Origin of the sequence: Marinifilum sp. N1E240 (genome assembly GCF_009295825.1) — a bacterium.
GTDB classification, from domain to species: Bacteria; Bacteroidota; Bacteroidia; order Bacteroidales; family Marinifilaceae; genus Marinifilum_A; species Marinifilum_A sediminis.
The window spans coordinates 90,366-115,591 of record NZ_WHKF01000008.1 but is presented as its reverse complement, the minus strand read 5'-3'; the positions used below and the strand labels follow the sequence as shown (position 1 = coordinate 115,591).

The following is a 25,226-nucleotide window of genomic DNA, read 5'->3' as shown; positions in this document are numbered from 1 at the left end:
TACTATATTTGCTATCGGAGATCGAATCTATAAGGTACAATCTCCTTGATTAAAAATTTTGGTTAATAGTTAGATGAAAGGGCGGTTGTGGTTACCGTCCTTTTTTTTATGCCCTAAATTTTGATTTTTGGACAGGTTAAAGCCGGTTCCAATTTATTTAAAAGTGAACCTAGTTAGAATATTATTTTTGATTGGAATGTGTTTAGGAAGCTAATTCCTTCTGATTGATTCTTTTAAGAGCCTCGCGTGCTGCTTTTTGCTGAGCCTCTTTCTTTGATGTTCCTATTCCTTTGCCCATTTTTACTTCCTCAACTTCAACTTCAGAGATAAATAATGGCAATCGTAAGGCTTTGTCTACACCATCTTCCTGAGTGTCGAAGAAAACATCTTTTTTGTTCTTTTGAGCCCACTCAATTAATTTACTCTTGAAATTGGTTTCAATTGTAACCACTTCTTCAAGATTTATATGCTTTTTAAATACACGATCTTCAATAAAGATACGAGTATTAGCATATCCCTGATCCAGATATATGGCTCCAATTAATGCTTCGAAAGCATCACCATAAATGTGCTTGTTGTTGTTCAAATTTACATTCGAAACAACATGCTTATCTAGGTCAATTTTGCGAGCAAGCTTATTTAAGGATTCTCGACTCACAATTTTAGATCGTATTTGAGTAAGAAATCCTTCGTCCTTATTGGGAAAATATTTGTATAGGATATCTGCAATAATGGCACCTAAAATCGCATCTCCAAGATATTCGAGACGTTCATTATTCATACCATAACCATCTTTTTGAATGGTAGCAGATTTGTGTATGAAAGCTAATTCATACAAGTCAGGTTTGTTTGGATCAAACCCCAAAAAATCTGATAACAATCCATAAAACTCCCTTCTAGGAAAGAATAAAAGTTTTATGGATTGAAATATAGACTTTATCACAAATTATTCAGTGAATGATTTGAAAATTACCGAAGCATTATGACCACCAAACCCAAAAGTATTACTCAAGGCAGCACGAATCTCGCGCTTCTGAGCTTTGTGAAGTGTAAGGTTTAGTTTTTCATCGATGTTAGGATCGTTCTCGCCGTGATTAATTGTAGGAGGAACTGTTTGATTGTTCAATGCCAAAATACAGGCAATTGCTTCAACAGATCCTGCTGCACCTAGCAAGTGACCAGTCATCGATTTAGTTGCACTAATGTTCAGTTTATAGGCGTGTTCGCCAAATACTGTTTGAACTGCTTTTGTCTCTGGAATATCTCCAACAGGTGTAGATGTTCCATGAACATTGATATAATCAATATCTTCAGGAGTCAAACTAGCGTCATTTAACGCCATATTCATAGCGTTAATTGCACCTCTTCCTTCCGGATGAGTTGCTGTTAGGTGATAAGCATCACCAGACATTCCACCACCAACAATTTCAGCGTAAATTTTAGCACCACGTGCTTTAGCATGCTCATATTCTTCAAGAATTAAGCAGCCACCTCCTTCACCCATAACGAAACCGTCACGTGTGTTACAGAAAGGACGAGATGCAGTTTTATACTCTTCATTGTTTGTAGACAATGCCTGCATAGAATTAAATCCACCCAAACCTGCTTCATTAATAGATGCTTCAGAACCTCCGGTGATAAAGATATTAGCTTTACCTAAACGAATGTAATTCATCGCATCAATCATAGCATGTGAAGCCGAAGCGCATGCAGAAACAGTACCATAATTTGGTCCCTGGAATCCATATTTCATAGAAATATGACCGGCGGCAATATCAGAAATCATCTTAGGAATGAAAAAAGGAGAGAAACGAGGAGTTCCATCCCCGTTTGCATATCCTGTTACTTCATCTAAGAAGGTTTTAATTCCGCCAATACCAGAACCCCAGATTACTCCAGCTTTCGTTAAATCTTCCGATTCAAGATCAAGTTTTGAATCCTCAATAGCTTGTTTGGTCGCAACCAAAGCATATTGCGCATACAAATCTAATTTTCTCGCTTCCTTACGATCAAAATGATCACCAGGTACGAAATTTTTAACCTCGCAAGCGAACTGTGTCTTGAACTTTGAAGCATCAAAATGAGTGATTTTATCTGCACCACTCACTCCATTTTCCAAATTTTCCCAAAACTCGGCAATACTATTACCAATAGGGTTAATTGTTCCTAGACCAGTTACTACTACTCTTCTAAATTCCATAAAAAAGGGTCTGGTTAATAATTACTTAGCGTTTTCTTCGATGTAAGAAACAGCGTCACCTACTGTACCGATGTTTTCTGCTTGATCATCTGGAATCGCGATGTTAAATTCTTTTTCGAATTCCATGATTAGCTCAACTGTATCCAATGAGTCAGCTCCTAGATCGTTAGTGAAACTAGCCTCTGGAGTTACTTCAGTTTCGTCTACACCCAACTTATCAACAATGATAGCTTTTACTCTAGATGCAATATCAGACATAACTTTAAATTTTAAATGATTAATATTAAACTAATTAATTTTCAACGGTGCAAAGAAATACATTTACTTGAAATAATTCAAATATTTTTTACAAAGTTGCGCTCAAAGGTAATTCTTTTTCCTTTTCCTGCGAAATTATTTTCCTTGGAATTGCCTTTTGTATACCTTTGAGCAAACTATTTTATAATAAAACACACAAATGAAGAGAGTTGCTGTATTTGCATCAGGATCAGGGAGTAATGCTGAGAATATTGTTCGATATTTTATGGATAAGCCAAATATAGAGGTTTCCATCATATTAACTAATAATCCCAATGCTTTTGTGCTTGACAGAGCTAAAAGCTTAAATATCCCAAGTTTAGTATTTAATAGGGCAGATTTTAGCAAAACAGACAAAATTGTGGATGTTTTAATCGAAAAAAAGATCGATTTAATCGTTTTAGCAGGCTTTTTATTGCTACTTCCACCTCGTCTGATTGATGCTTTTCCGAATAAAATTGTAAATATTCACCCAGCTTTACTCCCTAAATTTGGAGGCAAAGGAATGTATGGAATGAATGTTCACAATGCAGTTGTAGAAAATAAGGAGAAGGAGAGTGGAATTACGATTCACATGGTGAATGAAAAGTTTGATGATGGAAAAATCGTTTTTCAGGCTAAATGTGTAGTAGAGGAGAGTGATACTGCTGAAGATGTTGCGGAAAAAATTCATAAATTAGAATATGAACATTTCCCGAAAATAGTAGAGCAATTACTTTAAAGTAATTGCTCATTATTTATGTGTTGATTTTTATTTATTTGAAACCATAGTATTGGAAATAGAATCCTGTAATAAAGTATTCTGAATTTCATCCTGATCATTCAGTTCTACTAGCAATTTGTTTTTAAGAGCATCAAACTGAGCTAGATTTTCTTTTTTTACCGGAGCTACTGGCGGAGATTTCATCTTTAATGGATTTATAGGAGATCCATTCTTATGAACTCTAAAATCGAGATGAGGTCCTGTTGATAATCCGGATGAGCCAACATAGGCAATAGTTTGCCCTTGTTTCACTCGGACTCCTGAATTCATTCCTTTAGCAAATCTGGAGAGATGCATGTAAGTTGTTGTATAAACACTGTTGTGCTTGATTTTTAGATATCTTCCACCACCATTTTTTTGATAGCCTTTTTTTATAATTACACCATCTCCAATGGTGTGAACCGGTGTTCCTGTTGGAGCCGCATAATCTATACCGTGGTGTGCTCTATATCTTTTTAAAACCGGATGGTATCTTCTATTGGAAAATCGAGAACTGATTCTTGAAAATCGTAAAGGGGCTTTTAAAAAGGCTTTTTGTAAGCTATTTCCTTTTTCATCGAAAAATCCTGGCTTTTCACCTTCTTTAAATGCAAAAGCATAGTTATCGGAATTGTGGTGAATAAAATTTGCAGCTATTACTTTTATATCATGAATTGGCTTATCATCGACAAATGCTTCTTCATATATAATATTAAATTCGTCTCCTTTACCTATTCCAAAAAAATCTATAGTCCAGGCGTAAATTTCCGATAGTTCAATGGATAGAAGGGGATCTGCTTGAGCTTCTACCATGGCATTCCATAAAGATGACTCAACACTTCCTGTGATCTGTTTTCTTCTGAATTCAATTTCTTTTTCCCCCTTATATACGTGTAAAGTATCGCGTAAATCAAAAACAATGTATTCTACCGGTGTATTTTCATAGATAAAATACTCAGGATTCTTTATGCTATCATTTGTGAAAAGTACCGAGTATTCTTTTCCGGATTTTATTTTTCTAACATTGAATACTTTTTTTGCTTTGCGTGCGATTTTATCAATGGATGCAAAGGAAATTTCGTATTGGCGTAAAATGGTAGATAAACTTTGATTTCGCTTGACCTTTTTCGTTTCTACTTTAAAATCGTCAATTGGAAAGCCATATTTTAAATTAACAGGTGCTAATTCAGTTGAATCTATTTCTTGATGTGCTTCAGTTTTAACTTCTTCCGGAATATCTTTGCTTAGAAAATTTAATGCATATACACCTGCAAAAACTAGGACTGCAATTATAAGAGTTTTGTAATTAAAGTACTTTTTCATTGTATGATTTTAATTTAACGACTTAAAGGTATAACTATTTTTATAGTCATACAACATGCAGCTACCGTAAATTCAGTAATTAAGCTTTTTTAATACTTAGGATTTGATTTTGTCGAAACCTTTACCGTAAACACCCATTACGCTTCCCATCGAAATAAATGCATCAGGATCTACCAGTTTAATCATTCTTAGTATTGCTTGAGATTCACGCTTTTTTGCCAACACCATTAAAACCTGAACATCTTTTTTACTATATCCTCCAGAACCATTTAAAACAGTTAATCCCTGATCTAAAGTTCCAATAATTTCATTTCTAATCTCTTCTGGTTTTTGTGTGAAAATAAAGATTTGTACAGACTGCTTACTTCCTTCAATTATCATATCAACACAAAAAGCACTTACTCCCATGGTAACGAATCCATATACAACTTGCTCAATTGAATTTTCAAGAAAATACGAAGATGAAATAATGATAACGTCAATGGTTAGTAATAATTGTCCAGGGCTGTAATTTTTGTATTTGTTAATCATCATGGCAAGAATGTCGGTACCTCCAGTACTCCCACCTCTTGATAATATCATACCAGCACTGGCACCAGCCATTATTCCACCAATAATTGAACACATAAATTTGTCTGATACCAAAGGTTCGGTTATTATGGATTGGAACAGCCAAAGGAAAAAGGAGATTACAAAAATTCCGTATAGTGTTTTAACACCAAAACCAAAACCTAATATTCTTAATGATACCAATAGGAATACGGTATTAATAAGGAATACACTATATCCAACTTTAATGCCAGTCACAAAATATATAATGGTTGCAATTCCACTTACTCCTGAACCTACAATTCCTGATGGAATAATAAATCCAGTCCAGGCAAGTGAACCTATTAACAATCCTAAAGTAATTATCACATAGGAATGGATTGTCGCTTTTAAATCTGTTGTTTGAAATATTTTTTTCATGTTTATGCTCTTATTTCTTCGAATCCTAACCCGTAAACTCCCATAACCGATCCCATTGAAATGAATGCTTTAGGATCAACTTCCTTTATAACTTTAAAAATGTGTTGCGTTTCATGTTTACGTACTACAATCATTAACATTTTATTTTCTTCGCGGGTATACCAACCTGTACTATGCAGCATTGAAATTCCTCTACCTGTTTCTTCACTTACTCGCTCGGCAACTTCCTCGTATTTTGTTGACATGATAAAAAGCTGTGCTGACTGTTTTGAACCAGATATCATCATATCTATGGTATATGCAGCAACTCCCATTTCAACGTATCCATATACAATGGTTGAAATATCCTCAAAGATAATATAGGATGAAGCGATAATGAATATATCGATATAAAGAATGATGCGTCCAGGACTAATATTTTTGTATTTGTTGATCATCATCGCTACAATATCGGTACCTCCGGTACTTCCTCCCTGAGTAATTGTAATTCCAATTCCAACACCAGCCAAAATTCCACCAATAATACTTGCCATGAATTTGTCATCAACTAATGGTTCTGTGATCCATTCTTGTTGGAATGATAAAAGAACGGAACCAACCACAATTCCGAATATGGTTTTAATACCAAATCGACTACCTAATAAACGAAGTGCAATTAATATCAGAAATATATTAATCACAAAAAACGAATAACCAACAGGAATTGATTTACCGGTGGCATAATAAATTAGAGTTCCGATACCTCCAACGCCTCCAGGTACAATTTCAGAAGGAATTAAGAAAGCGGTCCAACCAAGACTGTAAATGCACAATCCTAAGGTGATAATTAAATAGGATTTTGCTTCAGTAATAGAAAATTTCATCTGTAAAATTAGAATTTGATGCATTAAAAAAGGCTTCATTTTCACTGAGAAAACGAAGCCTTTTATTTAAACTTATGTGTTTTCCTTTATACTACTATGTTGATAATTTTTTTAGGAACGATAATCACTTTTTTAGGTGATTTTCCATCTATCCATTTTTGAGCTTGTTCACAATTCAGGACTTCCTGTTCAATTTCATCTTTACTTAGGCTTAATGATAATTCTAATTTAAATCTCATTTTACCATTAAATGATACAGGGTATGAATGTGTATTTTCTGCAACAAAACTTTCATTGAATTCTGGGAAACTTGCTTTGGTAATACTGTTTGTATTTCCACACTTGTTCCACAATTCTTCTGAAATGTGAGGGGCAAAGGGAGCAAGAAGTTTTAATAAATCTTCTAAAACAGCTTTATTATTACATTTTAATGAGCTCAATTCATTCACACAAATCATAAATGCAGAAATAGAGGTGTTGAAAGAGAATCTTTCAATATCATCCTGAATTTTCTTTATGGTTTTGTGAAGAACTTTTAATTCATCTTTACTTCCATTTCCTTCAGAAACTTCAAAAGTTTCACCATTATGGAAAAGTCTCCAAAGTTTTTTCAAGAATTTGTGAACTCCATCGATACCGTTCGTATCCCAAGGTTTGTGAGCTTCCAATGGTCCAAGGAACATTTCGTATAAACGAAGTGTATCCGCTCCATATTCTTCAACAATCACATCAGGATTTACAACGTTAAACATCGATTTCGACATTTTTTCAACAGCCCAACCACAGTTGTATTTACCGTCTTCTAATACGAATTTGGCATCATTAAATTCTGGTCTCCAGGCTTTGAAAGCTTCTGTATCTAAAACATCATTTTTAACAATGTTCACGTCAACATGAATTGTTGTTGTGTCGTATTCTTTTCTTAATCCGTAAGAAACGAATTGGTTTGTATTTTTTACTCTATATACAAAGTTAGAGCGACCTTGAATCATTCCCTGGTTGATCAACTTCTTGAATGGCTCATCTTTACAAACTTCGTTGATATCGAATAAAAACTTATTCCAGAATCTTGAATAGATCAAGTGACCTGTTGCATGCTCAGTTCCTCCGATGTATAAATCAACATCTTGCCAATATTCGTTTGCTTCTTTAGATACCAAAGCATTGTTATTGCGAGGATCCATATAACGTAAGTAATAAGCTGATGATCCGGCAAAGCCAGGCATTGTATTCAATTCAATTTGATGTCCTTCAGAAGTCTTCCAATCCGTTGCACGTCCCAATGGAGGTTCGCCACTTTCAGTTGGTAAATACTTGTCAATTTCAGGTAATTCCAAAGGCAATTGATCCATATCCATCATATATGGCATGTTTTCTTTGAAATATACAGGGAAAGGTTCTCCCCAATATCTTTGACGAGAGAAAATTGCGTCTCTCAATCTATAATTGATTTTTTTCTTACCTAAACCTCTTGCTTCAACTTCTTCGTTGGCTTTTACAATTGCATCTTTCACGTCTAATCCGTTCAAGAAATCCGAATTCATCGATTTTCCTTCTTTTGCATCGTAAGATTCCTCAGAAATATCACCACCAGAAACTACCTGGATAATTGGCAATTCGAATTTTTTAGCAAATGCGTAATCGCGACTATCGTGAGCAGGAACAGCCATAATAGCACCAGTACCATACCCAGCCAAAACGTAATCACTTACCCAAACAGGTATTTCTTCTCCTGTAAATGGATGGATTGCGTAAGCCCCGGTAAATTCACCGCTAACGGTTTTAACATCTGCTAAACGTTCACGTTCCGTTCGTTTCTTGGTAGCCTCAATATAAGCATCAATTTTTTCTCGGCACTCAGGAGTAGTTAACTCATCAACCAAATCACTTTCCGGAGCTAATACCATAAAAGTAACTCCATAGATCGTGTCAGGGCGAGTGGTAAAGATTTCTATTTTGATATCCGAATCTTTAACGCCGAAGTTTACTTCAGCTCCAACAGAACGACCAATCCAGTTTTTCTGAATTTCTTTTAATGAATCTGTCCACTCTAAAGTTTCCATTCCTTCTAAAAGACGTTTTGCATAAGCAGATACACGAAGTGACCATTGGCGCATTTTCTTTTGCTTAACAGGATGACCTCCTCGTTCGGAGAAACCGTCTTTAACTTCATCGTTCGCTAAAACTGTACCTAATTCAGGACACCAGTTTACCATCGTATCGGCTAAATAAGCCAATCGGTAGTTCAAAAGAATTTCTTGTTGTTCGGTATTTGATAATGCTTTCCATTCTTCTGCTGAAAAGGGTTCAGTTTCTGAACAAGCGGCATTAATTTTTGTATTTCCATCTACTTCAAACTCTTTTACCAAATTAGAAATTGGCTGAGCTTTTTCTGTTTCATTATCGAAATAGTGATTGAACATTTGAATAAATGCCCACTGAGTCCATTTGTAATAATCAGGATTGCAAGTACGAACTTCACGATCCCAATCGTAAGAGAAACCAATTTTATCTAATTGTTCTCTGTAACGAGTGATATTTTGTTCTGTTGTAATTGCAGGGTGTTGACCAGTTTGAATGGCATATTGCTCTGCAGGTAAACCATATGCATCGTATCCCATTGGGTGGAGTACGTTAAAACCTTTGAGGGTTTTATAACGAGAATAGATGTCTGAAGCGATATACCCGAGTGGGTGACCAACATGTAGTCCCGCTCCTGATGGATAAGGGAACATATCAAGTACATAAAATTTTGGCTTGTCTGCGTCAACATCCACCTTATAGGTTTTATTGTCGTTCCAGTACTGTTGCCATTTCTGTTCTATTTCTTTAAACGTGTACTCCATTGTAATATTTGATAATATATGGTTATTTCAATGTGTTTAGTTCGCAAAATTAGTAAAAGTTTAGAAATATAACATTGGTTTTCTATTGATCTGAAAATTTATTAAAAATTGGCTTATAGTTCTTTAGCATGAGTTGTATTATTCTGTTGTATATAGAGTAGAAGGGAAGACCTATAGAACCAAATAATTTTTTAAATTTGTGCTCAAAATGGTTCCGTAGTTCAGCTGAATAGAACGTCAGATTCCGGTTCTGAAGGTCGCGGGTTTGAATCCCGCCGGAATCACAAAAGCTTGAAATTTATTTCAAGCTTTTTTTTATGCTCTAAATTTAGAGCATAAAAAAAGGAGTCCTTTTGGACTCCTTTCTATATAATAAACTCGGATTTTTTATTATTCCGCAGCTTGAAGAGCTGAATAGTTCAGTTTTAATGAACTTGCTTTTCTTAGTTCTTGCTTAATGTCAACGATAATACCCATTTTAGTATATCTGTCAACTTTAAGGTTTGTTGTCAACTTGTTACGTAACTCTTCTCTTCTTGCTTCTCTTTCTGAAGCAATAAATTGTTGAATATCATCAACAGTTGCAAACTGGTCGTTCAATTGAATTCTTGGTTCAGTACCAAAAGTTTTTTGAAATTTTCTTAAAGGAACACCAACGTGGATGTTACTTACTAAATCTTTCTTTTCCAACTTTACAATTTCCGTTGCAGTAGGCTGAATATAAGTTACACTTAATTCTGTATCACGCATAGTTGTACTAACCATGAAGAAGAATAGTAGCATAAATACGATATCAGGAAGAGATGCCGTTGAAATTGCAGGAAGTTCTTTCCCACCGTCTTTTCTAAATTTTGACATTATTTTCGTCCTCCCACATTTTTAGGTTCAGCTTCAGAAATCGCCATAGGAACATATTTTCTAATAGCTTTTTGTTGATCTTCATCAAGCTCGCTAAATTTTTTGTTCCATTTCTGCATTGCTTTCGCATCTTTTAGTTCGCGAGAAGCAATAGCTAGCTCATCCTGCACTCTAATATATGTTTCGTAACTAGTACCACGGTCATTTTGTAATGAAACTAATCCTTTTGAAACTGGCACATCACCAAAATATGGGATGGTTTTAATTTCTTTTTCAGGAAGATTTTCATCATTTGTTGGATTTAGAATAAACTCTTTGGTTTTTTCACGCAATTGTGAAATATCCATTAGTTCACCATTTACCAACAACTCGTTGTTGCGGTTCACCAAAATAGCTAATACATTACGTTTGTTAACTTTTGGTGGTTTTACATCTGTTTCTTCTGGAATAGGAGGTAATTTTTTATAAATACCTGTATCCACATCCATTGTTGTAGAAACCAAGAAGAAAATTAACAACAAGAACGCAATATCGGCCATCGAACTAGAATTAATCTCTGGTGTTTTTCTTGCCATAATAATTGTATTGCGATCCAGATTTTTACATCTGGATCATATTGTTAACGGAATCTTCTAAGAATTTCAGTAGCTAATATTGCAACAACAGTACCAACACCTAAAATATACATAGTGTACAATACAGTGTCTGCAAATTGCAATGAAGCAGGATTATTGTCAGTACCTGTATATCCTGGTAGGTCTAGTAATGTTGCATCAGACATACTGTATGATATAAGGATAATCAATCCAAGTACTACCAATCCCATTAAGCCTTTGATTGCACCTTTTGGGTTAACAACCAACTGAATGATTGGGAAAACAATTGCTAATGCAGCAGAAGCAATGAATAGCACTTTAGCCCAGTTGATCAAAAGATCAGTATAAACAGGCGTTGGATGCGCTTGATTTGGGATTTCTCCACCTATGTAAAACATGATCACAAAAATAGCTGTAAGACCAATCATTACATAGGTAAGAATATTTAAATATTTACTCAATGTATTTGACATAGTCTTCAATTATTTTTTCATGTTGTATTTTACAAGGATATCTAATAGAGAGATAGAAGCATCTTCCATATTGTTTACGATGCTATCGATCTTAGCAGTACAGTAGTTATAGAATACCTGAAGGATCATAGCTACGATCAAACCAGATACAGTAGTAATCAAGGCAATTTTAATACCACCTGCTACAGCTGCTGGAGAAATAGTACCCATTGACTGAATTGAATCAAATGCATCAATCATACCGATTACAGTACCCATAAATCCTAACATAGGAGCCAAACCAATCATCAAAGAAATCCAAGAAAGACCTTTTTCTAAAAGACCCATCTGTACAGATCCGTAAGAAACAACAGATTTTTCTACCACTTCGATACCTTCATCGATACGGTCAAGACCTTGATAGAAAATGCTTGCGATAGGACCGCGAGTATTTCTACAAACTTCTTTAGCCGCTTCAACACCACCGTTGTTCAATGCATCTTCAAGATTAGCAATTAACTTTCTAGTGTTGGTTGTTGACATGTTTAAGTAAATGATTCTTTCAATAGAAAGAGCCAAACCTAAGATAAGAGCTAACAATACAAAGCTCATAAACATAGCACCACCTTGGATGAACTGTTTCTTAACCACTTTGTGGAAAGAAGTACTTTCGATAACTTCTTCTTCCATTACTGGAGCAGCTTCCTCTACAACTTCTTCAGTAACTTCTTCAGCAACTTGAGTAGTATCAGTAGTTGTCTCATCCTGAGCAACTGCATAAGATGATGCTCCTAAAGTTAGCATCCCGATAACTGCTATAAATGCAAATAACTTTTTCATAGTCTGTTTTTCAAATTTTAATTAACGAAATTATTTTACAAATTTAAACGATTGCGATCTCATAAACAACTAATTACTTAGTTGTTTCTTTATTATTATTTAAAAAGCCTTTCTTTATCTGTATTTCAAGTACCCTTGCATTAGGGTTTTATGTAATATAGAACGCTTTAAACAGTGCACCAAATTACAAAAAAAATGTGAAAAACAAATATTCTATTGGCTTAATTCGCCCTTTAAGGATTTATTTAAAAGCAATTTGGTTTGTTCTTGGTTTACCTTTTTGCCAAGAATAAACATTAGTTTGGTAATTGCAGCCTCGGTAGTAATATCTCTCCCGCTTACAACTCCCACATTTAGAAGCTCTAAGCTTGTTTCATAAAGCCCCATTTTTACACTTCCTGCAGCACACTGAGTAATGTTGTATATAATAATACCTTTATCGATTGCTTCTTTAATTGTGTTGATAAACCATGGGTCGGTTGGCGCATTTCCTGCTCCATAACTTTCCATTACTACACCTTTTAAGCCTTCAGTATTTAATATTGCATCTACCACCTGTTTGGTAATTCCTGGGAATAGTTTTAGAATAGCAATATTTGGATTCATTTGGGTAGATATCTCCAAATTTCTTGGTTGACTTGGGTAATGTATTGCGGAGTAGTTGTAATTGATATTTATACCGATTTTAGCTAAATCAGGATAATTATACGAGTAGAAGGCATTAAAGTGTTCTGCATTGTGCTTTGTTGTTCGATTTCCTCGGAATAGTTGATTTTCGAATACAATGCATACTTCTGGTACCATTGCTTGTCCATTTTTATAAGCAGCGGCAATTTCTATTGCGGTAATCAAATTTTCTTTCCCATCGGTTCTTAATGTACCAATAGGAAGTTGCGATCCCGTTAAAATGACTGGCTTTTGTAAGTTATCAAGCATGAAACTTAAAGCTGATGCTGAAAAAGACATTGTGTCTGTTCCGTGTAGAACCACAAAACCATCATACCTTTCATAGTTCTCTTTAATTAATTCAGCAATTTTTACCCAAACTTCAGGATTAAGGTTTGAAGAATCAATTAATGGATCGAAGGCAATTGAATTTAATTCGTAACCAAATTCATTTAGCTCTGGTACTTGCTTAATGATATGGTCGAAATCAAATGGAATTAATGATCCTGAAACAGGATCGTTTACCATACCAATTGTACCACCAGTGTAAATTAAGAGTATAGAAGTGTTATTAGTTGTCATTTTTAGAAAGAGTTACAGTTTGAATAAATTTTCTGCATTTCTACCTGTTATTTCAGCTATTTCTGTAATATCCTTTTGAAAGATATCTGCTATTTTTTGTGCTGTATACAATACGTATGAACTTTCGTTTCTTTTTCCTCGTTTAGGAACAGGAGAAAGATAGGGAGCATCGGTTTCCAATAGTAATTTTTCTAAAGGAAGTTGACCAACGGTTTTATCTAAACCTGCATTTTTAAAAGTTACAATTCCATTTATGCCAAGCAAATATCCTAAATCAATTGCTTTCTGTGCTTGTTCAATATTGCCAGTGAAACTGTGGAAAACACCTTTTAATTCTGAGTTTTTGAAATTGTCAAGAACTTCGAATATCTTGTCGAATGAATCTCTTGCGTGAATTACAATGGGTAAATTGTAATGTAATGCCCAATTGATTTGTGTTTCGAAACTTTCTTGTTGTTCTTTTAGGAAGGTTTTGTCCCAATATAAATCAATTCCAATTTCACCTATGGCACAATAATTTACTTTGTCTAGCCAACTTTTACATGTTGCTAATTCTTCTTTAAAGTTTTCTTTTACTGAAGTGGGATGCAATCCCATCATTGGAATACAATAGTTAGGGTATGCTTTTACTAAAGCATGCATTACCTCTATTGATTCAGAATCGATATTGGGTAAAAGAATCTTTTCAATTCCAGCATCTTTTGATCTCTGGATTACTTCATTTATATCTTCCTTAAACTCTTTTGAGTAGATGTGAGAATGTGTATCTATCAATTTCATGTTGATTCTAATTTGATGAACAAACATAGAGAAAGGAAAAAGTATTGGCAAGACTTTTATCCCCCAAAATGATATAAAAAAAGCCGGCATAGCCGGCTTTTCTATATTTAGGCGTGATTGTATATATTATACGCAACCTTGAGCTAGCATAGCTTCAGCAACTTTAACGAATCCACCAACATTAGCACCTTTGATGTAGTTGATGTGACCGTTTTCTTTTCCAAAACGTACACAAGTATCGTGAATATCTTTCATGATACGACCCAATTTCTCGTCAACCTCTTCAGCAGACCAGTTGTAACGCATAGAGTTCTGAGACATCTCTAATCCTGATACCGCAACACCACCAGCGTTAGCAGCTTTACCAGGAGCGAAAGCAGAATTTACAACAAGGTAGTTACATGCATCAGCAGTACAACCCATGTTTGAAGTTTCTACAACATACTTACATCCGTTTTCAACTAATTGCTTAGCATCTTCAAGATTTAATTCGTTCTGAATTGCACAAGGGAATGCTAGGTCAACTTTAGCTTCCCAAGGTTTCTTTCCAGGGAAGAATTCAGCACCATACTTTTCAGCATAAGGAGCTACAACATCGTTGTTAGAAGCACGAAGATCCAATAAGTAGTCAATCTTCTCTGCATCTAAACCTTCTTTATCGTAAACATATCCGTCAGGACCTGAAATAGTAACAACTTTAGCACCAAGCTCAACTAATTTTAGAGCAGCACCCCAAGTTACGTTACCGAATCCTGAAAGAGCAACAGTTTTTCCAGTAAATTCTTCGTTATTTTCAGCTAACATGTGTTGTGCGAAATAAACAGCACCAAAACCTGTAGCTTCAGGACGAATTAGAGATCCACCAAACTCAAGACCTTTACCAGTTAAAACACCAGTAAACTCGTTACGGATTCTCTTGTATTGTCCAAACATGTATCCAATCTCACGACCACCAACTCCGATATCACCAGCAGGTACATCAGTGTTAGGACCAATATGCTTGCAAAGCTCAGTCATGAAACTTTGACAAAAACGCATAATTTCGTTATCTGATCTTCCTTTTGCATTGAAGTCAGAACCACCTTTACCACCACCCATTGGAAGAGTAGTCAAAGAGTTTTTGAAAGTTTGTTCGAAACCTAAGAATTTCAACGCACTTAAGGTTACCGAAGGGTGAAAACGTAATCCACCTTTATATGGTCCTATAGCACTGTTGAATTCAACACGGTAACCGCGATTGATTTCTACTTCACCATTGTCGTTAATCCATGGTACACGAAACATGATTACACGCTCAGGCTCACACATTTTTTCAAGAATCTTAGCAGCTTTGTACTTAGGGTTTGAGTCATAAGTTTCCCAAACTGTTTCTACTACTTCTTGTACTGCCTGATGGAATTCAGCTTCACCTGCAGTTTTAGCCTTAAGGCTATCCATGAATTCATTTATCTTTGCTTCCATATCCAAACTGTTATGAAATTAAAATTGTTTGTTGTGTTTTATTATTAGTTCTTGGTGTCAAATGTATATAAATTTTCATAATCACAAATGAAAAGTCAAAAAATTTTACAACGTTTTCGAAAAACGCAAACCGCTAAAGGTGAGCGCCTTAATAGAGTGTGATTTCTGCTCTACAACATGAACTCTCAAAAAATGATAAAATTCATGAATTTAGGGCGTAGATTTTTCCCGGAAGTGACTTAACGATGCCATCAAATTCTAATTTGAGGAGTAAAGTTGAGACCTTACTCATGGGTAAGGATGTTTTAATGCAGATGATATCGATAGCTGTATTTTTTTCCTTTTTTAAAGAATTAACAATTATCTCCTCTTCTGTTGATAATTCAACAAATAATTTGGGTTGAATTTCTTTAGGAGTTTTGCATGCTTCATCCCAGCCTAAAATATATTCCAAATCTTTAACGCTTTCGATTAAATGTGCCTGATTGGTTTTGATAAGATGGTTGCATCCCATTGAGAATTTGTCTGTTACTCTTCCTGGGAACGCAAAAACATCACGATTGTATGAATTAGCGATATTTGCAGTAACTAATGATCCGCCTTTTTTAGCCGACTCAATTACTATTGTAGCGTCCGACATTCCTGCAATAATTCTATTTCTTCTTACGAAATGTTTGGGATCAAAATTGCTGTTTGAAGTAAATTCACTAATTAATGCTCCATTTTGTGCTATTTCTGAAGCATATTGTTTGTGTTGAGCAGGATACATTTGATGAAAACCATGACCTAAAGCTGCAACGGTTGGTAAATTGTTTCGCAAAGCTGCTTTGTGAGCACAAATATCAACCCCGTAGGCTAAGCCGCTGATAATAGTGGTTTTAATTTTCTTTTCAGCAAGATTTGTAATTAGTTTATTGCAGGTTTCCCGACCATTATCACTTGCATTACGGGTTCCAACTATGCTAATGCTGCGATCAGAATTGAAGTCAATATTTCCCTTATAATATAAGGTACAAGGAGAATCAGAACAATTCAATAATCGTTGCGGATAATCAGGATCTAAATAGGAAGTAAAACGAATGTTGTTATCGGAGATAAAATGCAATTCTTCTTCTGCAGATTTTAAGGCAGATTCTCGATTTAGTTTTTTTGTGAATACTTCGCCAATTCCTGGAATTTTTTGAAGATGATGTGTCTTTTCCTTAAAGAAACCCTCCATACCACCAGTGTAGGCTATGGCTTTTTTAATATTTACAGGACCAAATCCGTTAATAAAACTAAGTGCAACTTTATAAATTTCTTCCATACATTATAAGCTGTTATAATGTATGGAATTTACAAAATATTTATAAAGTAAACGTTGTACCGATTGTAAAAAATCCAGCATTTCCCCATCCAAGTTCAGAGAAAATTCCAAATTGATTTGAAAAATGATATCTGGTGCCTAATAATATGCCTAAATCAACAAGGAGATCATTTGAGCTCTTACTGAAATAAACAGGATTTGAACTGCCATCTAATTTTGATGATTCAGTTTTCTTATTTTCAAGTGAAAGACCTGTTTTTATGCTTGTATACATTTCAATATCGTTTCCCGGAGAAAGATTCATTTCTAATAGCCAGTCGTTTAATTCATATGTAAGAGACGTTCCGAATCTGTAATAATTGTATTTCACTTCCTCGAATCCTAAATTGTATTCATGTTTTTGTCCGGTATAGCCAATATATGCTCCTATGCTTAAATTTTCTTTCCAGGCTTTTTCTAATTGTATGATTACAGAAGGATGATTTGTAGCATCTGCACCAGCAAAACTGTGATCGAATTTTCCATAGTTACCCAATGGAATACCAATATTTAACCTTAGATCGTTATTTTGTGAAAATAAATTTGGCGATAAACTTATTAGAAATAGAAGTAGTATTGAGGTTGTTTTGAAATTCATATTTTTTTATTTTTAATCGAAGAGGTAACGAGAACTTTCTATTGAAAAGTGTGTAGGTTGTATTATTTTTTTAGTTTTCCAAACTTCTTTAAAGAGAGTATTACTTTTTCTCTATCGTTTTTCGAAAGTGCCGAAAGGCAAACACTAGGGTATTTAGCTATTCCTTTTTCGGTTTGCAAATATAGTGTGATTACTGGTTTTAATCCAAATACTTTATTATCCAATTCAAAATAAGCCAAACTTCGTTTTTGTATTTCAATAGATTTAAAATTGTCATGAAAAGGATGCAATGGATAGTATCTGAGAATTAATTTTTCATCGGTCTCTTTAAAGATGATAAAATTAAAATTTAAGGAAAGTGTAAATATGATTACAGATAAGAATACTGCACTCATTATTCCTATTATAAGGTATGGTTTATCTACATTTAAATAAAGTAGTAGAACCATAGTAGCCAAGTAAAGGAAAATAAACAAATAGTATGATAGTTTGATCCAGGCTGATCGGTTTTGATTGTTGATTGTCATATTTTGAATAGTTTGTTGGATCAAAGGTAAAAACTAATGCAGATTTGACCAACCAATCTTGTATATCAATGCATGATAAGGTTTTTATTCGTGTTATTTATATAAAGAATTGAGTGATCAGTAAAAAGAGAGATATATTTTTCCAATTCATAATTGTTATTTGTTCGGACTTTTCTATTTTTACCCGGAATTATCCCACACTTTATCCGTAAATATTTTTTGAATAATTAAGTGACGAGGGGGTGAGTGTTCCACTTCTTCCGGTTTATTGCGTTTTTTAGGCAATAGCGGAGGGTGAAAATATATCACTCGAAAAATTAAAATAAGATGGAAGCAAGACTTCAAGAAGCAAAAGATTCAATTAGAGATGTAATCGATTTTCCTAAAGAAGGAATCGTTTTTAAAGATATTACAACCATGTTAATGAGCGATAAGCATCTGAATACATTGGTTGAAACGTTATACGAGCAGTATAAAGACAGAGGAATTACAAAAATTGTTGGTTTGGAGAGCCGTGGTTTCATTTTAGGAACCGTATTGGCTTACAAATTAGGAGCAGGTTTTGTACCTGTTAGAAAACCTGGGAAATTACCTGCGCCAACTTATTCTGAAAAATATGCCTTGGAGTATGGTGAGGATGAGATTTTCATTCATCAGGATGCCTTAAATAGCGAGGATGTTGTTTTGTTACACGACGATTTGTTGGCAACAGGAGGAACAGCAGCTGCATCTATTAAATTATTAGATCGATTCAATTTAAAGAATGTATATTTAAATTTCTTAGTTGAACTTGATTTCTTAAATGGTCGCGAGAAGTTAGCTACTAATTACGAAATAGATTCTCTTTTTCACTTTTAGATAGACGTTAAATTACAATATTAAGGACCAACAATAGTTTATCTTTTTGTTGGTCTGATTTTTTATACCCGGAAACGATTATCAATATGCAATATTCAGTATCAAAATCGAATACAATTTTGGGAGGAAGAGTAGTTCTTCCAGCATCGAAAAGTATTTCGAACAGAGTACAGATAATAAATGCACTTGCTTATAGTTTTGAACCCATCAAGAATCTTTCAGATTGTGATGATTCGAAAGCAATGCAGAGTATTTTATTTTCGAATACCAACACTTTTGACGTTGGTCATGCTGGAACTACCATGCGATTTTTGACTGCATACCTTGCTAAAGTTGTTGGAGAATGGACTCTTACAGGATCGGATCGAATGAAAGAACGTCCGATTGGAGTGTTGGTTGATGCCTTAAATTCATTAGGAGCACAGATTTCTTATCTTGAAAAAGAGGGATATCCACCTTTAAAGATTTTTGGATCGAATCTTACAGGAGAGGAAGTGGAACTGCAAGGTGATACTAGCTCTCAGTATATTTCAGCTTTGCTTTTAATTGCACCTACACTTGAAAATGGCTTGCGAATTAAGCTAAAAGGAAAAATTGTTTCTCGTTCATATATAGAAATGACTCTTAATATTATGGAGGAATTTGGTGTTAAAGCTGAATTTAAGGGACAGGAAATATTTGTTGCTAATCAGCCTTATAACAGAATTCCATATACAGTAGAGGGAGATTGGTCTGGAGCTTCGTACTGGTGGTCGTTTATGGCTTTGGCTGACGAAGGGAAATTGTACTTGGATGGATTGAAAAAGAATAGTTTTCAGGGAGATTCAGGTTTGGTTCCTGTTTTTGAAAAGTTGGGAGTTAAAACTCAGTTTTCGAAACGTGGAATGTTTATCGAGAAAGTGGCAACTTATTGTAAAAAACTTAAATTTGATTTCAATCAAATGCCAGATTTAGCACAGACCTTTGCAGTTTGCTCTTGTCTTAAGAATATTCCATTTCACTTTAAAGGATTAGAAACTTTAAAAATTAAAGAGACAGATAGAATATTTGCCTTAATAAAAGAGTTGGGAAAGTTGGGCTATGTATTAACAGAGCCAGCCGAAGGTGAGTTAGCTTGGGAAGGTGAGCGTAATGAGGAAGAAGATAATATTGTGATTGAAACGTATCATGATCATAGAATGGCTATGGCATTTGCACCAATAGCAATGCTTCGTTCAAATATTGTCATTGATTCTCCAGATGTGGTAAAGAAATCATATCCTAACTTTTGGGAACAGTTGAAAGAAATAGGCTTTTCGGTAGAAAAGAAATAAGATAAAATTATATTCTAAAACTAGTATCACATTAGATACGAGTTTTTTTGTGCAAATAGCAGTGGTAATTGTAATCAATTTAATTGTTATGTAACTAATTGAAAAGGACAGGCGTCTAACAGGAAAATCATAAAAAATAATAATATGAGAAGAAATTTAGTACTCCCAATCTTGTTACTCTGTATTTTTAGTTTGAGTGTGAATGCACAGAATGATTCAATTGTAATTTCGGGTATCGTATCGGACTTTGAAGGAAATCCTGCTGATAGCGCATTTGTTGAATTGAAAGGAAAGAACTTTGGAAGAGAATCAAAATATGAAACCCATACAGATAATAATGGAAGATACTCTTTGAGAGTGAAAAAAGGTAGATATCTTGCTTTGGCTTCAATGAAAATGTGTGAGTATCCCAAATCCAATACTCAGTTAGCACCAGAAGATCAACGATTAGAATTTTGGGCATGGAATGTTATTGCCGATGTCGATCAGGAAATAAATATTCATTATCACAGGTTAGAGGTGTACGGGTTAAATGTGTTTAGAATAGAAGGAGCGACTCCCGGTTATACCATCTATTGCAGACCAATGAGTCTATCCAAATATTATGCGAATCCTGATAAGCCTGTTAGCGAAACTGATATTTGTACAGATCCCGATCAACTTAAAGTTGAAGTTGAGATAAATGGTGTTCCTACAAAAGTGAATATGAAACAAAAGGTTAAGGAGTATGTTTCAAGCGGAAATTGCAATGGATATTTGTTGCACGTAAATCTACCTAAGAATAAAAGTTCAAAGCCTTACGATATTTTTCGCGTGGTAATGACTGATCTTGAAAATGGAGATAAAGGGGAGGCGATGTATTATCTTGAAAAAAAGCAATACGAATAAAAGGAGTTTTACTAATGTATGGATAAAAAGAAAGAGGAACCTCTGAAAGTTCCTCCATCCCATACATAAATGTATCTGATCTAAATTATTGCCTAATTGCAGTTTCCAAACCAATCTCTATCATTGTGTTTAAAGTGGTTTGGCGTTCTTCAGCACTTGTTTCTTCACCTGTAAGAATGTGATCGCTTACAGTCATAATAGCTAGTGCTTTTGCGTTGTGGCGAGCAGCTAATGTATATAATGCAGTAGCTTCCATTTCTACAGCTAATACGCCATAGTCAGCCCAAAGTTTGAATGGTTCTGGATTGTTTTCAAGGTCGTGATAGAAAATGTCAGAAGTTAAAGTACCACCAACTTTTACGTTTACACCTTTTTCAACAGCAGCTTTATGTGCATCGCTTAGTAAACCAAAATCAGCACAAGGAGCGTAATCCATTCCTTTAAATAAATTCTTATTAATAGCAGAATCAGTATTGGAAGTCATTGCTAAAATAACGTCGCGTACATGAACATCTTTATTAAAAGATCCACAAGTTCCGATTCTGATTAAGTTTTTCACACCATACTGGTTGATCAACTCATGAGCATAGATAGAAATTGAAGGAACACCCATTCCTGTACCTTGAACCGAAATACGTTTCCCTTTATAGGTACCGGTAAAACCTAGCATGTTTCTTACTTTGTTGTAACATACAACATCTTCTAAGAAGTTGTCAGCAATGTATTTTGCTCTTAAAGGATCACCTGGTAAAAGAATAGTTTCGGCGATGTCGCCCATTTTGGCTTCGTTATGTGCGCTCATGATATATTTAATTTTATAATTTACTAATAAAGATAATGTAATTCTGTCGAACTAAATCGCAGAAAATGCATTACGCATTACATGTTTCCAAAAAAGAGAATGGATTATAAAATTGGTTGGATGGTAGTTCTTATACTTACCTGTTAATCAGATGAAACTAGTTTGACAAAAAAGCCAATATTCCTTCTGATCGTCGGCAAAAGTAATAATTTTTTCTAAATCAATAACTTTAAAAGTATATTTTTTTAATTGTTGATAATAGTTATGCTGTAGTGTTTTCCTCTTGCTTATTTTCTTTTTTTTGCAAAAAAACTTTGAATTAAATCCGCACTTTCTTCCTTCATAATTCCAGAAATCAATTCAGTTCTCGGATGAAGCGGACTTGGCGTAAAACGGCTGAATCCTCTTTTGTCGTCGCTTGCAGCATAAACAATTTTAGTGATTTGCGACCAGGCTAAGGCACCCGCGCACATATTACAGGGCTCTAGAGTAACATATAAAGTACAATCTTTCAGGTATTTTCCTCCAAGATAATTTGCGGCAGCTGTTATTGCCTGCATTTCTGCATGTGCGGTCACATCGTTTAATCGTTCTGTAAGATTGTGTGCTCGTGCAATAATTCTGTTGTTGCTTACAATAATAGCACCTACAGGTATTTCATCAGCCTCAAAAGCCTTATGTGCTTCCTGCATGGCTTGTTTCATAAAATATTCATCGGAAAAAGGTGATATTGGAGACTCTTGATTCATGTAATATCTTTTTTATAAATCTGTTAAAGAAACGTTATTCTGTTTCACAAATTGTTAGTATTTTCGCAAAGTTAAGAAAACCAGTAATAAGAGCTAATAATTCAGGTTCAGCTTTGTAATCTGTAGTAACCTAGATACTGGAAGAAGAGGATATTTTAAAAGCCATAGGCTTGTTAAATCATTAATTTGGTAAAAGATGTACAGAACTCATACTTGTGGAGAATTAAGAATTGAGAATGTAAACAATACAGTAACACTGAGCGGTTGGGTGCAAAAAGCACGCGATTTGGGTGGAATGACTTTCGTCGATCTTCGAGATCGTTACGGAATTACTCAATTTGTTTTCGATATGGAAAACAATGCTGAACTTTGCGAAAAGGCTAGGAAATTAGGTCGCGAGTTTGTGGTTGCTATTACAGGTAAAGTTGCTGAACGACAAAGTAAAAATGGCAAAATACCTACAGGTGATGTGGAGATTATTGCTGAAAAACTAGAGATCTTAAGTCAATCGGCTTTGCCTCCTTTTACCATTGAAGATAACACAGATGGTGGTGATGAGCTGAGAATGAAGTATCGTTACCTTGATTTACGACGTTCTTGCGTTCGTGAAAATTTGGTGATGCGTCACAAAATGGGTATTGAAGTTCGTAATTATTTGGATCAACTTGATTTTATCGAGACAGAAACTCCTGTGTTGATTAAGTCTACTCCGGAAGGAGCTCGTGACTTTATCGTTCCATCACGAATGAATCCGGGTGAGTTTTATGCTTTGCCTCAATCTCCTCAGGTTTTTAAACAATTGTTGATGATTTCTGGTTTCGACCGTTACTATCAAATTGTAAAATGTTTTCGTGATGAAGATTTACGTGCCGATCGTCAGCCTGAGTTTACTCAGATTGATTGCGAGATGTCATTTGTAGAGCAAGATGATATTCTGGATACTTTTGAAGGATTGACTAAGCATTTGTTCAAGAAATTGAAGAATGTTGATATCGATTATAAGTTCCCAAGAATGGATTATGCTGATGCTATGGAATTCTATGGTAACGATAAGCCTGATATCCGTTTTGATATGAAATTTGTTGATCTTAGCGTAGTAGCTAAAGGAAACGATTTTAAAGTTTTTGATGAAGCTGAATACATTGGTGCAATTTGCGCTGAAGGATGTGCAACTTATACTCGTAAACAATTAGATGCTCTTACCAACTTTGTGAAGAAACCACAAATTGGAGCAAAAGGTTTGGTTTACGTGAAATACAACGAGGATGGTTCATTTAAATCATCGGTTGATAAATTTTATGGAGCAGAACAATTGCAGAAATGGGCTGAGGCTTGTAATGCAAAACCAGGTGATTTGATTTTAGTGTTGGTAGGTGAAAAAGCTAAAACTTTACCTCAACTAAGCGAATTGCGATTGGAAATGGGGTCTCAGTTAGGCTTACGCGATAACGATAAGTTCTCTCCGATGTGGGTAGTTGACTTCCCATTATTAGAGTGGGACGAAGATTCAGAACGTTTCCATGCTATGCACCACCCGTTTACTTCTCCTAAAGCTGAAGATTTCCACATGTTGGAAACAGAGCCAGGAAAAGTTCGTGCTAACGCTTACGATTTGGTTATTAATGGTGTTGAAATTGGGGGTGGTTCTATTCGTATTCACGATACAGAATTGCAGGCACAAATGTTCAAGCATCTTGGATTTACCGACGAAGAAGCACAAGCTCAGTTTGGTTTCTTAATGAATGCATTTAAGTATGGAGCACCTCCTCATGGCGGTATAGCTTTTGGATTTGACCGATTGGCATCTCTTTTTGCAGGAATTGAATCAATTCGCGACGTAATCGCATTCCCTAAGAATAATTCAGGACGCGATGTAATGATTGACTCACCTTCAGCTATTGCTGATGAGCAAATGGTTGAGTTAGGTCTTGATTACAGAAAAGAAGAAAAATAAGAAAATACCTTATATAGAAAAACCCGATCATTTGATCGGGTTTTTTTGTTTTATATCGACTCCTTATTTTGTTTCGTCTTTCTCTTCATTTGGTACAGAAGCTTCGCGTTTGATCATGTCTTTATACATGCCTCTCATGTATTTAGTTCCAAATCGAACGGCTTCATCCTTGCTTCTAAAATTGGCTTTAATAAGCTGGTGAACTGTGAATTCATCATCCGGATCTCCGGTGTAGTAATAGATACTTACATTTGGTGAGCCACCTTTTTTCTTAATGTCCATTCCGAACCAGGTTTCGAATACCTGATCATCAACTTTAATATGACGCTTAAACTTTATCATTTTCTGTAATTTTTTCAGCTGTGAAGGTAAGCTAATTTTTTGAAATTGAATAGAGTCGTGTATTCGATTTTAAAAGCACAAAAAAAGAGGATCGTAAAATGATCCTCATTATTTAATGTATTTTAATAGTTAAAATGATAATTGAGGTCTAATTACCTCTGTTACGATTTCGTCATATTTCCCTGAAAAATTTTCGCTACACCAATTTTTTAGAGAAATAATTTCCGAAGGCTGTAGCCACTTGATAGCTTTCACGAGTTCTTTTCTAAAAAGGCCTAAGTCAAAACTGACGTTAGATAAGACGATTTTTGTTTGTTCAAGCATGAGTTTTTGTTTTATTTATTTTAGAGCTTGTGATACGAATCTACCAAAATC

Annotated in this window: 26 protein-coding genes and 1 tRNA gene; 6 read left to right on the top strand and 21 right to left on the bottom strand. The window is 34.9% G+C overall.

Annotation, left to right across the window (positions count from 1 at the left end; all coding sequences use genetic code 11):
* Positions 1-202: 202 nt before the first annotated feature.
* From rnc to GCQ56_RS16950, 3 genes are read right to left on the bottom strand one after another with little or no spacing between them, the layout of a single operon-like run.
* Entirely contained in the window at positions 203-943 is a 741-nt protein-coding gene (rnc, locus tag GCQ56_RS16960; RefSeq protein ID WP_299994163.1) for a ribonuclease III, read from the bottom strand.
* 3 nt (positions 944-946) lie between these two features.
* On the bottom strand, positions 947-2,200 hold the full coding sequence (fabF, locus tag GCQ56_RS16955) for a beta-ketoacyl-ACP synthase II (protein ID WP_152735726.1): 1,254 nt from the start codon (positions 2,198-2,200) through the stop codon (positions 947-949).
* A gap of 21 nt (positions 2,201-2,221) precedes the next feature.
* Entirely contained in the window at positions 2,222-2,458 is a 237-nt protein-coding gene (locus GCQ56_RS16950; RefSeq protein WP_054718918.1) for an acyl carrier protein, read from the bottom strand.
* 199 nt (positions 2,459-2,657) lie between these two features.
* Between GCQ56_RS16950 and purN the strand changes: the two genes are divergently transcribed.
* Entirely contained in the window at positions 2,658-3,218 is a 561-nt protein-coding gene (gene purN / locus GCQ56_RS16945; protein ID WP_152735725.1) for a phosphoribosylglycinamide formyltransferase, read from the top strand.
* Between the two features lie 30 nt (positions 3,219-3,248).
* On the opposite strand, the gene GCQ56_RS16940 is transcribed toward purN, so the two are convergent.
* The 4 genes from GCQ56_RS16940 to leuS form a co-directional block, all read right to left on the bottom strand.
* Complete coding sequence (locus tag GCQ56_RS16940; protein WP_152735724.1) at positions 3,249-4,562, bottom strand: peptidoglycan DD-metalloendopeptidase family protein; 1,314 nt, start codon at positions 4,560-4,562, stop codon at positions 3,249-3,251.
* 96 nt (positions 4,563-4,658) lie between these two features.
* The gene (locus GCQ56_RS16935) at positions 4,659-5,531 is read right to left on the bottom strand and encodes a YitT family protein (protein ID WP_152735723.1); all 873 of its coding nucleotides are present in this window, start codon (positions 5,529-5,531) and stop codon (positions 4,659-4,661) included.
* Between the two features lie 2 nt (positions 5,532-5,533).
* On the bottom strand, positions 5,534-6,394 hold the full coding sequence (locus GCQ56_RS16930; RefSeq protein ID WP_227006099.1) for a YitT family protein: 861 nt from the start codon (positions 6,392-6,394) through the stop codon (positions 5,534-5,536).
* An 86-nt stretch (positions 6,395-6,480) separates the two neighbouring features.
* Complete coding sequence (gene leuS / locus GCQ56_RS16925; protein WP_152735721.1) at positions 6,481-9,240, bottom strand: leucine--tRNA ligase; 2,760 nt, start codon at positions 9,238-9,240, stop codon at positions 6,481-6,483.
* Between the two features lie 210 nt (positions 9,241-9,450).
* Between leuS and GCQ56_RS16920 the strand changes: the two genes are divergently transcribed.
* Positions 9,451-9,524 (top strand) — tRNA-Arg (locus GCQ56_RS16920).
* Positions 9,525-9,630: 106 nt separating this feature from the next.
* Here the strand turns inward: GCQ56_RS16920 and GCQ56_RS16915 are convergent.
* The 10 genes from GCQ56_RS16915 to GCQ56_RS16870 form a co-directional block, all read right to left on the bottom strand.
* Positions 9,631-10,098: a biopolymer transporter ExbD gene (locus tag GCQ56_RS16915; protein ID WP_152735720.1), complete on the bottom strand. Its 468-nt coding sequence runs from the start codon at positions 10,096-10,098 to the stop codon at positions 9,631-9,633.
* The gene (locus tag GCQ56_RS16910; RefSeq protein ID WP_152735719.1) at positions 10,098-10,673 is read right to left on the bottom strand and encodes a biopolymer transporter ExbD; all 576 of its coding nucleotides are present in this window, start codon (positions 10,671-10,673) and stop codon (positions 10,098-10,100) included. Before GCQ56_RS16910 ends, GCQ56_RS16915 begins: the two co-directional genes overlap by 1 nt.
* 44 nt (positions 10,674-10,717) lie before the next feature.
* Positions 10,718-11,167, bottom strand: coding sequence for an ABC-2 transporter permease (locus GCQ56_RS16905; RefSeq protein WP_152735718.1), 450 nt, complete (start codon positions 11,165-11,167; stop codon positions 10,718-10,720).
* A 9-nt stretch (positions 11,168-11,176) separates the two neighbouring features.
* Complete coding sequence (locus GCQ56_RS16900; protein ID WP_152735717.1) at positions 11,177-11,986, bottom strand: MotA/TolQ/ExbB proton channel family protein; 810 nt, start codon at positions 11,984-11,986, stop codon at positions 11,177-11,179.
* Positions 11,987-12,199: 213 nt separating this feature from the next.
* Positions 12,200-13,234 carry an asparaginase gene (locus tag GCQ56_RS16895; protein ID WP_152735716.1) on the bottom strand — a complete coding sequence of 345 codons (1,035 nt, stop codon included), beginning with the start codon at positions 13,232-13,234 and terminating at the stop codon, positions 12,200-12,202.
* A 12-nt stretch (positions 13,235-13,246) separates the two neighbouring features.
* Positions 13,247-14,014, bottom strand: a complete 768-nt coding sequence (locus GCQ56_RS16890) for a TatD family hydrolase (RefSeq protein WP_227006098.1) — start codon at positions 14,012-14,014, stop codon at positions 13,247-13,249.
* A gap of 126 nt (positions 14,015-14,140) precedes the next feature.
* A complete protein-coding gene (gene gdhA / locus GCQ56_RS16885) occupies positions 14,141-15,475 on the bottom strand; it encodes an NADP-specific glutamate dehydrogenase (protein ID WP_152735715.1) in 1,335 nt (444 codons plus the stop codon).
* A gap of 202 nt (positions 15,476-15,677) precedes the next feature.
* A complete protein-coding gene (dprA, locus tag GCQ56_RS16880) occupies positions 15,678-16,781 on the bottom strand; it encodes a DNA-processing protein DprA (protein WP_152735714.1) in 1,104 nt (367 codons plus the stop codon).
* 40 nt (positions 16,782-16,821) lie between these two features.
* Positions 16,822-17,418, bottom strand: coding sequence for an outer membrane beta-barrel protein (locus GCQ56_RS16875; RefSeq protein ID WP_152735713.1), 597 nt, complete (start codon positions 17,416-17,418; stop codon positions 16,822-16,824).
* Between the two features lie 62 nt (positions 17,419-17,480).
* Positions 17,481-17,945: a hypothetical protein gene (locus GCQ56_RS16870; protein ID WP_152735712.1), complete on the bottom strand. Its 465-nt coding sequence runs from the start codon at positions 17,943-17,945 to the stop codon at positions 17,481-17,483.
* 327 nt (positions 17,946-18,272) lie between these two features.
* Here GCQ56_RS16870 and GCQ56_RS16865 point away from each other — a divergent pair, with 327 nt between their 5' ends.
* The 3 genes from GCQ56_RS16865 (at position 18,273) to GCQ56_RS16855 (ending at position 21,004) form a co-directional block, all read left to right on the top strand.
* A complete protein-coding gene (locus GCQ56_RS16865) occupies positions 18,273-18,803 on the top strand; it encodes an adenine phosphoribosyltransferase (RefSeq protein ID WP_152735711.1) in 531 nt (176 codons plus the stop codon).
* Positions 18,804-18,889: 86 nt separating this feature from the next.
* Entirely contained in the window at positions 18,890-20,116 is a 1,227-nt protein-coding gene (gene aroA, locus GCQ56_RS16860) for a 3-phosphoshikimate 1-carboxyvinyltransferase (protein ID WP_152735710.1), read from the top strand.
* Between the two features lie 144 nt (positions 20,117-20,260).
* Positions 20,261-21,004, top strand: a complete 744-nt coding sequence (locus tag GCQ56_RS16855) for a carboxypeptidase-like regulatory domain-containing protein (protein ID WP_152735709.1) — start codon at positions 20,261-20,263, stop codon at positions 21,002-21,004.
* An 85-nt stretch (positions 21,005-21,089) separates the two neighbouring features.
* On the opposite strand, the gene deoD is transcribed toward GCQ56_RS16855, so the two are convergent.
* Both deoD and GCQ56_RS16845 read right to left on the bottom strand, forming a co-directional pair.
* Positions 21,090-21,806 (bottom strand): purine-nucleoside phosphorylase, encoded by a 717-nt coding sequence (gene deoD, locus GCQ56_RS16850; protein ID WP_152735708.1) that lies wholly within the window; start codon positions 21,804-21,806, stop codon positions 21,090-21,092.
* 287 nt (positions 21,807-22,093) lie between these two features.
* The gene (locus GCQ56_RS16845; RefSeq protein ID WP_152735707.1) at positions 22,094-22,555 is read right to left on the bottom strand and encodes a nucleoside deaminase; all 462 of its coding nucleotides are present in this window, start codon (positions 22,553-22,555) and stop codon (positions 22,094-22,096) included.
* A 196-nt stretch (positions 22,556-22,751) separates the two neighbouring features.
* On the opposite strand from GCQ56_RS16845, the gene aspS reads away from it, so the two are divergent.
* Positions 22,752-24,509, top strand: coding sequence for an aspartate--tRNA ligase (gene aspS, locus GCQ56_RS16840; protein ID WP_152735706.1), 1,758 nt, complete (start codon positions 22,752-22,754; stop codon positions 24,507-24,509).
* A gap of 63 nt (positions 24,510-24,572) precedes the next feature.
* On the opposite strand, the gene GCQ56_RS16835 is transcribed toward aspS, so the two are convergent.
* Together GCQ56_RS16835 and GCQ56_RS16830 are read right to left on the bottom strand one after the other, a co-directional pair.
* Positions 24,573-24,851 (bottom strand): hypothetical protein, encoded by a 279-nt coding sequence (locus GCQ56_RS16835; RefSeq protein ID WP_152735705.1) that lies wholly within the window; start codon positions 24,849-24,851, stop codon positions 24,573-24,575.
* A gap of 129 nt (positions 24,852-24,980) precedes the next feature.
* Positions 24,981-25,175 (bottom strand): hypothetical protein, encoded by a 195-nt coding sequence (locus GCQ56_RS16830; protein ID WP_152735704.1) that lies wholly within the window; start codon positions 25,173-25,175, stop codon positions 24,981-24,983.
* Positions 25,176-25,226 lie beyond the last annotated feature (51 nt).